Genomic DNA, 13,763 nt, shown 5'->3' on the forward strand with positions numbered 1-13,763 from the left:
ATTACAGATCCAGCACCAACGGCTGCGAATCCTGCGCCGGCACCGCACAACAAATCAGCACTTCTCCTGCGCCGGGTACTTCTGCCGGTACCTGTGGATAACTCACCGTGCCGCTGATCAGACGGGTTTTGCAGGTCCCGCAGGACCCGCCGCGGCAACTGAACTCTGGGCGCAAACCACGGCTTTCGGCCAATTCCAGCAAACTCCCGCTATCGGGCTTCCAGCGCGCTTCTTTGGCCGAGCGCTCAAACACCACCGCCACCGATGTCGTGGCGGCCGGTGGCTGCTCGATGACCACTGCATCCGGGTCAGGTATCCGGCGCAACGTCGACGGGCCAAAGGTCTCGGCGTGAATCCTCGAATCACGGATGTCCATATCACGCAGGCTGTCGTACATCGCCTGGGTAAAACTGCCTGGACCGCAGAGGACAAAATCCAGCTGATCGTAGTCTTCCACCTCAAGCGTGGTCTTGAGCAGGCCCGCGTCGATCCGCCCGGTCAGGTCATAATCTTCGCCCTCGCGCGCATCGGGCTCCGGCTGACTGAGCAAACGCACGACTCGCACCGCGTCGCCGAGCCCGTCGAGCAAGCGGTTCAGTTCCGCGCGAAACGGTTGATCGGCCAAGGTGCGCGAACTCTGGAAGAACCAGGTCGGGCGGATGCTCCGCGTGCGCAAGCCTTGATAAACCACCTCGCGCACCATCGACAGCAGCGGCGTAATGCCCACGCCCGCGGCCAGCAACACCAGCGGTCGCCGCTCATGGGGTGCCACCGTGAAATGCCCTTGAGGCGCGCGGGCTTCCAGTACATCACCGACACGAATCCGCTCATGCAGGTGCGATGACACCAACCCGTCACGCTTCACACTGATCCGGAAAAAATCATCAGACGGCGCGCTCGACAGGCTGTACGTGCGGATATGCACGTCACCGGCAATGTTGAATCGCAGGGGTAAATGCTGCCCGGCCTGAAACACCGGCAACCCGACGCCATCGGTGGGCTCCAGGTAGATCGAACGGATATTTTGGCTTTCCGCCTCGATACGCACCACCCGCAGCGACCGCCAACGATCCCCCAAGGCCTGGGCTTGCAAACGCGCAGTAGCCTGCGCCCAGGTGCCCGTCAGCAGACTGGTGGGCGACACGCCGTCAAAGCGCCAGCGCAATGCCAGCGCCGCGGGCCGGCGCACCACGTGCTCGACCTCAAAGGTCCACAGCCGCTCGGCGCCTTGAAAGGCTTCGATTTGCGGGCCGTCGAGGATGATCTCGGTGCGCCCACTGAGGTGCAGCAGGTCACCTGAATTGAAATCGATGAACAACAAACCGGCGCGAGGATTGATCAGCAGATTGCCCAGCGTGTTGAAATGCAGGTTGCCGGCGAAGTCCGGAATGGTCAGGCGATTGCCCTCTACCTGGACGAAACCGGCCTGCCCGCCACGGTGAGAAACATCCACCGAACGCAGGCCATCGACGTCCACATAGCTGGCGACAAAGAACGTGTCCGCCTGGACGATCATGGCTCTGGCCGCGTCATCCAGTTCATTCAGGTGCTGTGCAACGCGGCTCGCGGGGTCCGCCAATGGCACCGAGCGAAACTGGCGCAATTGAATGTATTGCGGGCAGTTGCCGAACGATTGCTCCACCGTCACGCCGAATCCTCTGGCTGTCACCGCGTCGACTCGACCATTGAGGCGGTTGCGACGTCGGGTGTGCAACTCGATACCGAGCAGACCGATGGCGGCGCCGTCTTGCAGTTGCGCGGGGTCATCGGCACTCGGCAAACAGTCGAACTGCAACAGTGAAGGGTCGGGAGAATGAGCGAAGCCCGGCGGCCCTTCAAGAATGCTGGCCCAGGGGTTGCCATGGGCATCTACGGCGCCGTACAGCATGAACGGCAATTGCTGATAGAACGTGCGGTGCTGATCCGGCATTTGATTGCGAATCACCCTACGACCGAACGCCTCCATTCGCTCGGCAACACCCACATGAGCTTGCAGCAGTTTCTCACCGGTGTGCCAAGGTGAATGTTCCATAACGGTTCTCCCCTGCGCCCATCGCGCACAGTGAACAGCCCGAGCAGGTCGGGCCGTGAGCATCAGGCAGTTTTTTGCAAACCGGCCACGGTGCGCGGCATGCCGACGAACCCGGGCAAAGCCTCAATCCGTGCCAGCCAGGCGCGGATGTTGGCGTAGTCGTCCAACGCGACATTGCCTTCCGGCGCATGGGCGATGTAGCTGTAGGCGGCCACATCGGCGATGGTTGGCTCGGCGCCAGCCAAGTACGGCGTTGTAGCCAGTTCCTGATTGATCACTTTGAGCACGGCGTGGGAATAAGCGATGACCTCTTCAGCGTTGTAAGGCCCACCAAACACCGTGATCAGCCGGGCCCGGGCCGGGCCAAAGGCAATTGGCCCGGCGGCAACGGACAACCACCGCTGAACCTTGGCTGCTCCGACTGGATCAGCCGGCAGCCAGCGACCGTTTCCATATTTCTGCGCCAGATACACCAGGATCGCATTGGAGTCGGCCAATACCACGCCTTGGTCATCAATGACGGGCACCTGACCGAACGAATTGAGTGCCAGAAAGTCCGGTTGCTTGTGCTCGCCCTTGGCCAAATCGACAAAGATCAGCTCGGTCGGCAGTTGCAGCAGCGACAGCATCAGCTCCACACGGTGAGCATGGCCGGAACGAGGGAAGTTGTAGAGTTTGATCGCTTGCATGGTCGACTCCGCTGGGTGATGGCGCCGTTCAGGAGGAATCAGCACCGAAGGCGCTATCTTCCACCCACAACCAAAACAACAGAATAACCAGCAAACGCAATCCATTATTTCATCCAGCGCAATAACTCATTAATCGCGCAGGGATGGATGTTCTCTTAATGTCTTCACTGTGAAATCAACAAAACTGAGGACTCGCACCGGCGCCTTGCGGCCACCCTGATAGACCACATGAATGGGTAACGCAGGTAGCTCGAAGTCAGCCAGCACGATTTCCAACTCACCGGCGGCAACGTTGCTGGCCACTTGATAAGACAGGACCCGGGTGAATCCCAGGCCCAGGCATGCCGCTGTAATGGCCGCCTGATTGGCGGTGACCACCAGACGCGGTTCCGGGCGAACACTCAGAAGCTCGCCCCCGTCAAGGAATGGCCAGGTTCTGAGCTGCCCAATGGACGACGTTGCAACGATCGGGGCAGCACTGAGCTCGTTTGGGTGCCGTGGCCTGCCACGCGCCGCCAAAAACGTCGGGGAAGCACAGACCACCCGCCGCACCTCACCCACACGAATCGCATGTTGATTGCTGTCAGGCAACTCACCGATGCGCACCGCCACATCAATGCCCTCCTCGACCATGCTCACGACCCGGTCAACCAGTAAGGCATTGATGCTGACTTCAGGAAATTGAGAGAGATAACCGACCATAACCGGCGTGACAAACAGCTCGCCGAACAACACCGGCGCGGTGATCGTCAGTTGCCCACGAGGCTGGGCATGACTGCCGGCCGCCGAATCCTCCGCTTCCTGCACTTCGGCAAGAATCCTCCGACAATCCTCCAGATAACGCTGCCCCGCCTCGCTCAAATGCACGCTGCGGGTGGTACGCGTGAGCAACAGAGTGCCAATGCGTTTCTCCAGCGCTGCCACCGCCCGGGTGACACTGGCCGCCGACATGCCCAAACGCCGCGCCGCCGCAGAGAAACCTTGTTCCTGGGCCACGGCGGCGAAGACCTGCATTTCCTGGAATCGGTCCATGGGGCATGTCCTTTATTCAGATAAAAAAATCGCAGCTGTAGGCTGCGATTTTTAGTATCACGAAGTGGTTTCTAAAGCTGCTGATCAATCAAAACCGCGTTGGTATAGATCAAGCTTCCATCGCTCGCTCGATGCCCGACCAAATGGTACTGACCGCGCTCGAGGTGCAAGTAGACGCGCATTTGGCAGTCGGACAAGGGGCCATATCCCTCTGGCACTTTCAAATCCAGTGTAGCCATGTCGACATCGACCATGACTTCACGCTCATTGGTCTTCTGCAGGCGTTCTTCAGCGTCCTCCAGGCGCTTACGGAGGGGGACATCGACGTAAAAATGGATTTCACCCACGGGGGTGGATTTTTTGTCTCTGCTGGGTTTGCACCAGCCTTCGATCGTCAGGGCACTCATGACGAAACCTCCGTTGTGGACTGCTGGACCCTGTAGCTCTGTTCTCTTCGCAATGACAGCCGCTTTTGGCCAGTTCCGCCATCCGTCATCGGATCTGAGTATAGCTGGCGATCGGGTTTCGCTTGCTGTAACTGCGTAGGCGAAGGTCATCTGTATTGAACCTATACCCATTTAGTCCCAAAAGACGTAATGCTGAATATCTACAGTTACATGTAGCGAATAGCTTTAAACAATTAACTTAATGTTCGAATTGGAATATTGGTTCGACTTCTCGGGAAAAGCGCCTGTTCCGACCATGCACTATACTTCTGGCTGATTTTACCACCGGAATGGATGGTACTTGTCTGCCCTGCTTGGACGTCAGTGGCGATGCTTTTGCATCACCAGTGAGCAACAGGAATAGGATGAAGAGAAAATGGCAATAGCAATTGTCTTGATACTAATCGTTATTGCATCAGTGCTGTTTCATATACTAGCGCCTTGGCAGGCGGCACCGGCAGCTTCCAACTGGGGGTCCATAGACACCACCCTGTTCATCACCCTGATCATTAGCGGAATATTTTTCATTGCCGTCACGGTATTTATGGCAGTAGCGGTGATGCGGTATCGTCACAAGGAGGGTTCCAGGGCGGCTTACCAGCCAGAAAATAAAAAGTTGGAAGTATGGTTAATTATCGTTACCTCGGTGGGTATTGCCGGGATGTTGGCGCCAGGTCTGGTTGTTTACAACGATTTCATCCGGGTGCCGAAAAATGCTTACGAACTTGAAGTGGTCGCCCAGCAGTGGCAGTGGGCCTTTCGTTTTCCCGGTCAAGACGGAAAGCTGGGCAGATCGGATATCAAGTTTATTGATCCCGCCAATCCCCTCGGCCTTGATCCCAAGGACCCTGTAGGGCAGGACGATGTGCTTGTATTAAATAATGAAGTTCGCCTTCCGCTCAATCGGCCGGTTAAAGTTTTATTGCGCTCTAAAGATGTTCTGCACGATTTCTATGTACCGCAAATTCGCAGCAAGATGGACATGGTGCCAGGGATGGTGTCGTACTTTTGGTTTACGCCGACTAAAACCGGAAAATATGAAACCCTTTGCGCTGAATATTGTGGCGTAGGTCATTACAACATGCGCGGTCATATGATCGTGGAAGAGCAAGGCGCCTTCGATCAATGGCTGAACAGCCAACCGACTTTTGCCCAGACATTAACGACAGCTGCCAAACCCAGTCGGGACAGCGTGCTGGAAAAAGGTCGCCTGTTGGTCGAAAAATACGGCTGCGGTGCCTGCCATAGCCAGGATGGCAGCACCAGTCTCGGCCCGGGATGGAAGGGGTTGTACGGCCGCACTGAACAGCTTGCCGATGGCACCAGTGTGCTGGTCGATGAGGCCTACTTGAAGGAGTCGATCCTCAATCCGAAGGCCCGACTGGTACAGGGCTACCCGCCGGTCATGGTGGCCTATACTCTCAATGACGATGAAATGGGTGCTCTCGTCGCCCTGATCAAATCGCTGGGTGCTGCGCGGCAAGAAAATGAACCTTCTGCCAGCGACGCGTCGGGCCCAGGTGACAACTTGGCGACGCAGGGTCAGCGGCTGGCCGGGTCGCTCGGCTGTCTGGCGTGCCACAGTGTCGATGGCAGTAAGGGTGTCGGCCCCAGCTGGCAGGGCGTGTATGGCAAGACAGAAACCCTGGCCGACGGTACGAGTATCAAGGTCGATGAGGGTTATATAAAAGATTCGGTTCTTAATCCCAGCGCCAAAATCGTCAAAGGCTATGCAGCCGTCATGCCGGCCTTTGCTCCGAGTGATCAGGAGTTGAACGCACTGATCGCTTTTATCAAATCCAAATCGAATACCGACGCCGATGCGAGCAAGGCGGAGCCAGGGAAGTAGCCGTAAAGCAGCCAGGAATGCACCGAAACTTCGACAGGAGGATGACGTGATGGCCTATGCGGAGCAAGCCGAAACAGAAGCACTGCACGAGCCTAAAAGCTTCCTGACCAAATATATCTGGAGTCAGGACCACAAGGTCATAGCTATTCAATATTCCTTGACGGCTCTGTTCGTGGGCGTTATCGCCGTGGTGTTGTCAGGCTTGATGCGCATTCAGATTGGCTTCCCCGGTAGTTTGGCGTTCATGGATGCCAGTACTTACTATCAGGCGATGACCATGCACGGCATGATCATGGTCATTTACTTGCTGACAGCCTTGTTTCTGGGTGGCTTCGGCAACTATCTGATCCCGCTGATGGTGGGCGCCCGCGACATGGTCTTCCCCTATGTCAACATGCTGAGTTACTGGTTCTACCTGCTAGCGGTAGTGGTGTTGCTCTCCAGTTTCTTTGTCCCGGGCGGCCCCACCGGTGCGGGCTGGACGCTCTATCCGCCACAGTCCATTTCTCAGGGGACACCGGGGGTCGAGTGGGGCATCGTCCTGATGCTCGTCTCACTGGCGATTTTTATTGTCGCAGCCACCATGGGCGGGTTGAACTACGTAACCACGGTGTTGCAGGCGCGCACGCACGGCATGACATTGTTTCGCATGCCGCTCTCCGTATGGGGAATTTTCATGGCCTCGATTATGGCCTTGTTGGCTTTCCCGGCGTTATTTGTCAGTGCGGTAATGATGCTGTTTGACAAGCTGTTGGGCACCAGCTTCTTTATGCCGGCGATGATCTCGCTGGGGCAGCAGCTCGATCACCAGGGTGGCAGCCCAATATTATTCCAGCACTTGTTCTGGTTCTTCGGCCACCCGGAGGTCTACATCGTTGCTCTCCCTGCGTTTGGTTTGGTCTCCGACTTGATCAGCACGCATGCGCGTAAAAATATCTTCGGCTACCGAATGATGGTGTGGGCCATTATTGCGATTGGCGTACTCAGCTTTGTGGTCTGGGCGCACCATATGTATGTCAGCGGAATGAACCCGTACTTCGGCTTTTTTTTCGCCGTCACCACCTTGATCATCGCGGTGCCAACCGCACTGAAAGTCTACAACTGGGTGCTGACCCTGTGGCGGGGCGACATCCATCTGACCGTGCCGATGCTGTTTGCCCTGGCCTTTATCGTCACCTTCCTGGTCGGCGGTCTGACCGGGTTGTTTCTCGGCAATGTGATCGTGGATATTCCGCTCTCGGACACCTATTTCGTCGTAGCCCATTTTCATATGGTCATGGGGGTTGCACCGGTACTGGTGGTGTTCGGCGGCATTTATCACTGGTTCCCGAAAGTAACCGGGCGCATGTTTAACGACACCCTGGGCAAGCTGCATTTCTGGATTACCTTTCTGGGCACCTACGCCATCTTCTTCCCCATGCACTACCTGGGATTCCAGGGCATGCCACGCCGCTACTACGCCTATGAAAACTACGCGTTCATCCCGCAGTCGGCGCAAGATTTGAATGCCTTCATTACGGTGGTCGCATTGACCGTTGGCGTTTCCCAGCTGCTGTTCTTGTTCAACATGGCCTGGAGTGTATTTAAGGGCCAGCCCGCAGGCAGTAATCCCTGGGGCGCGGCCAGTCTGGAATGGCAAACGCCCAACACCCCGCCGATCCACGGTAACTGGGGAGCGAAGCTGCCGGTCGTGCATCGCTGGGCCTATGACTACAGTGTGCCGGGGATAGAACAGGATTTCGTTCCGCAAACGGTCTCCGCCGAGGAGCTGGAGCACATGCGGCAACTGAATGCCGGAACCAAGTCAGCGGACGTTAATCCATGAGCAGGTTGCTATTGAGAAACGCCGACGGCGCTGACCCCGGCGGCAGCTGGAATCGCGATCCTGGGGATGTTCAGTCCGCCGAGGGTGCCAATAGAAACCAAACCGCAAGAGTGGGCCTGCGCTTATTTCTGGTCGTGGTGAGTTCGTTATTCTTTCTGTTCCTGATCGCCTTTATTGCCCGTTCACAAATGGCCGACTGGCTGCCCCTGACAGAGCCCTTGGCGCCGTTAGCCAATCTCTGGCAGTTATGGCTGAATTCGGCTTTTCTGGTATTCAGTTGCATCGCACTGCAGTGGTCGCGAATGGCCGCCCGACAGGCGCGACGGGGCGCAACGGTCATTGGTTTTGCGTTGGGGGGCGTTTTTGCCATTGCCTTTCTGACAGGACAATTCTGGGTCTGGCAGCAGTTTGTCGCCTGGGGCTACTTTGTCGCCAGCAATCCGGCCAACAGTTTCTTCTACCTGTTGACCGGCCTGCATGGGCTCCACCTGCTGGGCGGGCTGATAGCCTGGGGCATAATCGTTGCTAAATTCCTGCATCGCGTGCCGTTGCCGCAACTCAGCGTCGGCGTAGAGCTCTGTACCATCTATTGGCACTACTTACTGGGTCTTTGGTTCGTGCTATTCGCTTTGCTGGCCAGCACGCCGCACACCTATGAAGCAATTGCCAGATTCTGCGGCCTGAGGTGAAAAGCCATGGCATCGCACCCACTTGCCCCAAGCGAGTCCCGTTCATCCAATCCACCAGACTCTCCGCCTGCACCGGGATGGGAGGGCATCGCCAGCGATTGGTCCTCGGATCGAGAGGCCTTCAAGCAGGTCCCTTGGGGCAAGGCGATGATGTGGATATTCCTGCTCAGCGATACTTTTATATTCACCTGTTTTTTGACCGGCTACATGTCGGTACGCATGACCATCACCACGGCTTGGCCGAACCCCAGTGAAGTCTTCGCATTGACGATCGGCGGTAGAGAAATCCCACTTATTCTGATCGCCATCATGACCTTTGTGCTGATCAGTAGCAGCGGCACCATGGCCATGGCCGTTAATTTCGCCTATCGCCGTGATCGCGCGAAAACCACTGCCCTGATGCTGGCGACCGCTGCCTTGGGTGTGACCTTCGTCAGCATGCAGGCATTTGAATGGAGCAAGCTCATCGCAGAAGGGGTGCGTCCCTGGGGGAACCCCATGGGGGCGGCGCAATTTGGTGCCAGCTTTTTCATGATTACCGGTTTCCACGGACTGCATGTGTCAATCGGCGCCATCTACCTGAGCATTGTGGCTCTGAAAGTATTGCGGGGAGATTATGAGCGCTCCGGAAACTATCAGAACGTCGAGATAGCTGGGCTTTACTGGCACTTCGTGGATTTGGTGTGGGTGTTTATTTTTGCTTTCTTCTATTTATGGTAGAGGAGCACCGGTGATGGCACATGCTCAGGGTCAGCAACATCCAATCAGTTTGTACCTTAAAATTTGGGGGCTGTTATTCGTCCTCAGCACGCTGTCGTACCTTGTCGACTATTTCCACTTCCATGGTTACCTTCGGTGGTCCCTGATTATTACTTTCATGTTGTTGAAGGCAGGTTTAATTGTCGCCATCTTCATGCATATGGCCTGGGAGCGGTTGGCCATGGTCTACGCCATATTGGTGCCACCTTTGTGTTTGCTGGTGCTCGTCGGACTGATGGCCACCGAGGCGGACTATATTTTCCTCAGCCGGGTCATTTTCTTCGGCCAATAAACAGCTTCCGGATGGCCTTGAGCCTCCAGAGGCTAACCCGATATTACTCGCTTGAACTGATGCCATTTGTGCTGCCAGGCTACTGTCCAGTGGGGGGCTGCCGCTCCCGTGCCGGCGATCTTCAGCGCTGGATGATGTTCGATTACCCGGTCCAATACCGATTCCTGATTCGGTTCAACATCCACGAAGAAGATATGTTTTCCATCTTCTACCACCTGTTTAAAACTGCGGAAGTGAGTGTTCAACACCTGGAACCCAAAAAAACCGCCTTCCCAGATGCAGAAGCCCAAAATGACAATGGCAAGGAAGATAAAAGGCATCCAGCCTGCGGCGGATTCGGTCCAGCCCAGCCAATAGGCGACACCCAGGACCAGCGCTGCGAGTGGTACACCGACCACCGCACCAATCTCTCCAGAGTGAACAGCATCTTGTTCCATTAACGAGTTCACCTCGTGGAGGTGATGTTGTTCAACATCAGCAATTTTTTCACTGAGCACGTGAATCTGTTCGGAATTGATGCCGCTGGCCTCCAACTCATTTTCAACGGCTTCGAGATCGTCAAGATTGTCACTGATGTAATAGTGTCGATTCATGCCACACCTCCCATCTCGCGTTTGCTGTGGACCTCCTCTGTCCTGCAGCCTTTAACCAAGATTTGCAGTCACTTCATGCAACCCGAAAGAAGTATAGCAGCCGCTAGAATGCGGAGAAGGAAGCGCCAAGATCCAAAGGCTGCACAAGGGGCTCGGGCGCTCCGACGAATTCTGTATCGAAGTGCCATGGGAGGGAAACGCTGGAAGAGGGGGGAACCCCATGCTGTCGGGTCGCAGCGCAGGATCATCGGAGCAGTGTCACAACCTGACTGCAGATTGTGAACCTCAATAATGATTGCGGTTGCTTCCCCTACGCAGGGAAGCAACCGTGACAATCTTTATTTCGTTGTGACAAGGTTTATCGGAAACCATCTTCTGAATTTAGAGAATAAAAACTGTCGCAGCCTGGCCCCAGTTTACGGTGCCTGTATCCCAGCTGAGAGGAAACGCAAAACTGTCGCAGAAGCCCAAACTCTGCTACGGACTCAAGCGCTAGAGAATTAAAACTGTCGCAGCCAGCAAAGACGCTGCTTTAGGGGTATCTGACGGCGACCCTATTAATGCCAACACCGAATTGACCCACGTGCTGACGCAAGACTAACCCACCTCCATATCGGTACAAATCCAGTAAGGGCAATGGTTTTCGAGGCGTCAGACCGGGTCAGCAATATCTCGGCAACTGGGTCAATTCGACTTCGGCGCCAACACACACAGTCTGTTCGGGTGCCGTTTTTGCGTTTGGGGCATGATGAATCTTCAGAAAACTGCGATCACATCATTTGATGCTCCAATTCCTGAGCATCAAATCAGACCAGTAACAGCCCCTTCACCATAGGAACACACGCCAGCTGAAGCCCCGAAGGAGAATGGTAAATCGCAGGTTCCTCACCAACGAAACCGTAGCGTCGGTAAAAGTCAGCTGCATTCAAAGTAGCATCAAGCTTGACTTCTTCCAGGCCCAAATCTCGTGCCAGACATTCGAGGTGATCCAGGACTCTCCTGCCGATACCTCGTTGCATAAAGCCAGGATGCACAAAGATCGCGCCGATTTCGCCGTTCTCGAGGTCAAGCATTCCTGTCGCCACAGGCTCTCCCTCAATACAGCCCAGATAGAAGTGCTTCTCCATCAGTGTGTAATATCCATCCTCGGCCGCACCGGCCGTCCAGGCCAATAGCTGCGTCTCGGTATAGGCGCCGATGCATTGATGCCGTATCGCTAGAAGGCGAATGTCGAATGCTGTCTGGGAATCGCTGTGGCCGGCTCGTCTAATCTCGAACATTTCACTCTCCGTCAACCATGTTCGGACGGAGAATTAAAAAGCCCCGTCCATCTCTGGCGGGGCTTGGGGTAACACGTCAAATTCTAAGCACGCATGACCTCATGGCCCGCCAGAGGCGGTCATAGAGGAACACATCATGTTCATTCGGTGTATGTAAATCATGGGCGGAAGTGCTGTGGATGGTCGGACAAGTCAATCCCGAAGCAACATTACGAAACCTCCGCTTTTGGCCAAGGCTGCCTAAAATCGCTGCGCCCCTCTGTTCACGTTAGCTTTTCAGTATCAGTAGCAGTTACCGAACAGACGACGTTGCTGGGGACCACACCTCAATCGATAGCGACAAACCCTTCGGTCTGGCGCCGCCACAGACGTGCATACAATCCACCTTGGGCCAGCAGTTCATTGTGGGTACCGCTTTCAGCGATACGTCCCTTTTCCAGCACAACCAAGCGGTCCATTCGGGCGATGGTGGACAACCTGTGAGCGATGGCGATAACGGTTTTACCCTGCATCAGGATTTCCAGGCTTTCCTGTATCGCGGCTTCTGCTTCCGAATCCAGCGCCGAGGTCGCTTCGTCCATGATCAGGATCGGTGCATCCTTGAGCAGCACCCGGGCTATCGCAATACGCTGGCGCTGGCCGCCGGAGAGTTTCACCCCGCGTTCGCCGACCAGGGCATCAAACCCAGTGCGACCCTGCCCGTCAGACAGCTGCGGGATGAACTCGTCGGCGCGAGCCTTGCGCACCGCCTCTTGTATCTCCTCGTCGGTGGCGCCCGGTTTACCGTAAATCAAATTGTCGCGGATCGAGCGGTGCAGCAGGGAGGTATCCTGGGTGATCATGCCGATGCGTTCGCGCAGGCTGTCCTGTTTGACCTGCGCGATGTTCTGATTGTCGATCAGGATTCGTCCGCCCTGGAGGTCGTAGAGACGCAGCAGTAAGTTGACCAGCGTCGACTTACCCGCCCCGGATAGGCCAATCAGACCGATTTTTTCACCCGGTTTGATGACCAGGTTCAGGTCGTCGATCACACCACTGCGCTTGCCATAGTGGAATTTGACGTGTTCGAAACGTACTTCGCCGCTGGCCACAGCAAGACGCTGAGCTTGCTTATCGTCAGTCACACTCAATGGCTGGGAAATGGTTTGCAGGCCATCTTCGACCATGCCGATATTTTCAAAGATGCCGTTGACCACCCACATGATCCAGCCGGACATATTTACGATGCGGATCACCAGGCCAGTGGCCAGGGCAATGGCCCCTACCGAGACCAGCGACTGCGTCCACAACCACAGCGCAAGGCCAGTGGTGGCGACGATCAGCAGACCGTTCATGCCGGTGATGACCACATCCATGCTGGTTACCAAACGGCCAGCAAGCTGAGCCTTTTCAGTCTGCTCGGCGATGGCTTCGCGGGCGTAGTTCTGCTCGACGTGTGTGTGGGCAAACAACTTGAGGGTGGTGATGTTGGTGTAGCCGTCAACGATTCGTCCCATGAGTTTCGAGCGGGCGTCAGACGACACCACCGAACGTTCCTTGACTCTGGGTACGAAGTAATACAAAGCGCCAACGTAGCAGGCGATCCATACCAGCAACGGAATCATCAGGTGCCAGTCGGCTCCGGCGAACAGCACCAGAGCGCTGACGGTATAGATCAGGACATACCACAACGCGTCTACGGCCTGGACAGTGGACTCTCGCAGCGCGTTGCCGGTCTGCATGATGCGCTGGGCCACTCGCCCTGCGAAATCATTCTGGAAGAAGTTCAGACTTTGTTTGAGTACATAGCGATGGTTTTGCCAACGAATCAGACTGGTCATGCCGGGGCCGATGGTCTGGTTCACCAATAGACCATGCAGGGCGACGAACAAGGGTCGAAAGATCAATGCAACCACCGCCATCCAGGCCAGATCCAAGCCATGGGTCTTGAAGATATCGACGTTCGAAAAAACCCCGAAATAGAGCCTTCGTCACATCAAATTGCCATTAGCCAAGTGTGGTATTCGTCATGCCAGACACACGGCCTGATCGCGGCTATGGCGCCGCACTACGACTATCCTTACGCTCCTAACCTGTGCGGCTATTTCGAAGATTGCCTATTTATTGGCTGAGAGCGGGGTAGTTGGGACAGTCGACCAGATCAACCGAGAGCTACTTGAATTTACTGCCCCGTTTCAGGACTGAAATTGGTTCAAGAGCGTGCTTAGCCGATAGTGTTCTAGTTTTGAGGTTTGCTCCGAGATTGTGGGTCAACACGACATTAGCGATAAGCGCTCA

The 13,763-nt window shown here is 55.8% G+C and carries 11 protein-coding genes and 1 pseudogene; 5 read left to right on the top strand and 7 right to left on the bottom strand.

Annotated features, from left to right (window positions below; all coding sequences use genetic code 11):
- Nucleotide 1: 1 nt before the first annotated feature.
- The 4 genes from ACA048_RS29385 to ACA048_RS29400 form a co-directional block, all read right to left on the bottom strand.
- The gene (locus ACA048_RS29385; protein ID WP_497627366.1) at nucleotides 2–2,032 is read right to left on the bottom strand and encodes a 2Fe-2S iron-sulfur cluster-binding protein; all 2,031 of its coding nucleotides are present in this window, start codon (nucleotides 2,030–2,032) and stop codon (nucleotides 2–4) included.
- Nucleotides 2,033–2,094: 62 nt separating this feature from the next.
- On the bottom strand, nucleotides 2,095–2,721 hold the full coding sequence (locus tag ACA048_RS29390) for a glutathione S-transferase family protein (RefSeq protein WP_497627367.1): 627 nt from the start codon (nucleotides 2,719–2,721) through the stop codon (nucleotides 2,095–2,097).
- Nucleotides 2,722–2,850: 129 nt separating this feature from the next.
- Entirely contained in the window at nucleotides 2,851–3,753 is a 903-nt protein-coding gene (locus ACA048_RS29395; RefSeq protein WP_497627368.1) for a LysR family transcriptional regulator, read from the bottom strand.
- Nucleotides 3,754–3,824: 71 nt separating this feature from the next.
- Nucleotides 3,825–4,160: a hypothetical protein gene (locus tag ACA048_RS29400; protein WP_497627369.1), complete on the bottom strand. Its 336-nt coding sequence runs from the start codon at nucleotides 4,158–4,160 to the stop codon at nucleotides 3,825–3,827.
- Between the two features lie 415 nt (nucleotides 4,161–4,575).
- Between ACA048_RS29400 and ACA048_RS29405 the strand changes: the two genes are divergently transcribed.
- Genes ACA048_RS29405 through ACA048_RS29425 form a run of 5 tightly spaced genes read left to right on the top strand, consistent with a single transcriptional unit; the run spans nucleotide 4,576 to nucleotide 9,613 of the window.
- Entirely contained in the window at nucleotides 4,576–6,048 is a 1,473-nt protein-coding gene (locus tag ACA048_RS29405; RefSeq protein WP_497627370.1) for a c-type cytochrome, read from the top strand.
- 49 nt (nucleotides 6,049–6,097) lie between these two features.
- A complete protein-coding gene (ctaD, locus tag ACA048_RS29410) occupies nucleotides 6,098–7,873 on the top strand; it encodes a cytochrome c oxidase subunit I (protein ID WP_497627371.1) in 1,776 nt (591 codons plus the stop codon).
- Nucleotides 7,870–8,562 carry a cytochrome c oxidase subunit 3 gene (locus tag ACA048_RS29415; RefSeq protein WP_497627372.1) on the top strand — a complete coding sequence of 231 codons (693 nt, stop codon included), beginning with the start codon at nucleotides 7,870–7,872 and terminating at the stop codon, nucleotides 8,560–8,562. Before ctaD ends, ACA048_RS29415 begins: the two co-directional genes overlap by 4 nt.
- Nucleotides 8,563–8,568: 6 nt before the next feature.
- Nucleotides 8,569–9,282: a heme-copper oxidase subunit III family protein gene (locus ACA048_RS29420; RefSeq protein WP_497627373.1), complete on the top strand. Its 714-nt coding sequence runs from the start codon at nucleotides 8,569–8,571 to the stop codon at nucleotides 9,280–9,282.
- 13 nt (nucleotides 9,283–9,295) lie between these two features.
- Nucleotides 9,296–9,613, top strand: coding sequence for a cytochrome C oxidase subunit IV family protein (locus tag ACA048_RS29425; RefSeq protein WP_497627374.1), 318 nt, complete (start codon nucleotides 9,296–9,298; stop codon nucleotides 9,611–9,613).
- 32 nt (nucleotides 9,614–9,645) lie between these two features.
- Here the strand turns inward: ACA048_RS29425 and ACA048_RS29430 are convergent, their stop codons facing one another.
- The 3 genes and pseudogenes from ACA048_RS29430 to ACA048_RS29440 form a co-directional block, all read right to left on the bottom strand.
- The gene (locus ACA048_RS29430) at nucleotides 9,646–10,206 is read right to left on the bottom strand and encodes a magnesium transporter (protein WP_497627375.1); all 561 of its coding nucleotides are present in this window, start codon (nucleotides 10,204–10,206) and stop codon (nucleotides 9,646–9,648) included.
- Between the two features lie 806 nt (nucleotides 10,207–11,012).
- Nucleotides 11,013–11,486, bottom strand: coding sequence for a GNAT family N-acetyltransferase (locus tag ACA048_RS29435; protein ID WP_497627376.1), 474 nt, complete (start codon nucleotides 11,484–11,486; stop codon nucleotides 11,013–11,015).
- 326 nt (nucleotides 11,487–11,812) lie between these two features.
- A pseudogene (locus tag ACA048_RS29440) lies at nucleotides 11,813–13,399 on the bottom strand (ABC transporter ATP-binding protein); the annotation flags it as partial.
- Between the last annotated feature and the right edge of the window lie 364 nt (nucleotides 13,400–13,763).

It is taken from the genome of Pseudomonas sp. LBUM1659, assembly GCF_059716045.1.

What these genes read in the sequence shown, in the direction of transcription:
- ACA048_RS29385 (WP_497627366.1), bottom strand. Translation starts at nt 2,032, where the DNA reads ATGGAACATTCACCTTGGCACACCGGTGAGAAACTGCTGCAAGCTCAT.
- ACA048_RS29390 (WP_497627367.1), bottom strand. Translation starts at nt 2,721, where the DNA reads ATGCAAGCGATCAAACTCTACAACTTCCCTCGTTCCGGCCATGCTCAC.
- ACA048_RS29395 (WP_497627368.1), bottom strand. Translation starts at nt 3,753, where the DNA reads ATGGACCGATTCCAGGAAATGCAGGTCTTCGCCGCCGTGGCCCAGGAA.
- ACA048_RS29400 (WP_497627369.1), bottom strand. Translation starts at nt 4,160, where the DNA reads ATGAGTGCCCTGACGATCGAAGGCTGGTGCAAACCCAGCAGAGACAAA.
- ACA048_RS29405 (WP_497627370.1), top strand. Translation starts at nt 4,576, where the DNA reads ATGGCAATAGCAATTGTCTTGATACTAATCGTTATTGCATCAGTGCTG.
- ctaD (WP_497627371.1), top strand. Translation starts at nt 6,098, where the DNA reads ATGGCCTATGCGGAGCAAGCCGAAACAGAAGCACTGCACGAGCCTAAA.
- ACA048_RS29415 (WP_497627372.1), top strand. Translation starts at nt 7,870, where the DNA reads ATGAGCAGGTTGCTATTGAGAAACGCCGACGGCGCTGACCCCGGCGGC.
- ACA048_RS29420 (WP_497627373.1), top strand. Translation starts at nt 8,569, where the DNA reads ATGGCATCGCACCCACTTGCCCCAAGCGAGTCCCGTTCATCCAATCCA.
- ACA048_RS29425 (WP_497627374.1), top strand. Translation starts at nt 9,296, where the DNA reads ATGGCACATGCTCAGGGTCAGCAACATCCAATCAGTTTGTACCTTAAA.
- ACA048_RS29430 (WP_497627375.1), bottom strand. Translation starts at nt 10,206, where the DNA reads ATGAATCGACACTATTACATCAGTGACAATCTTGACGATCTCGAAGCC.
- ACA048_RS29435 (WP_497627376.1), bottom strand. Translation starts at nt 11,486, where the DNA reads ATGTTCGAGATTAGACGAGCCGGCCACAGCGATTCCCAGACAGCATTC.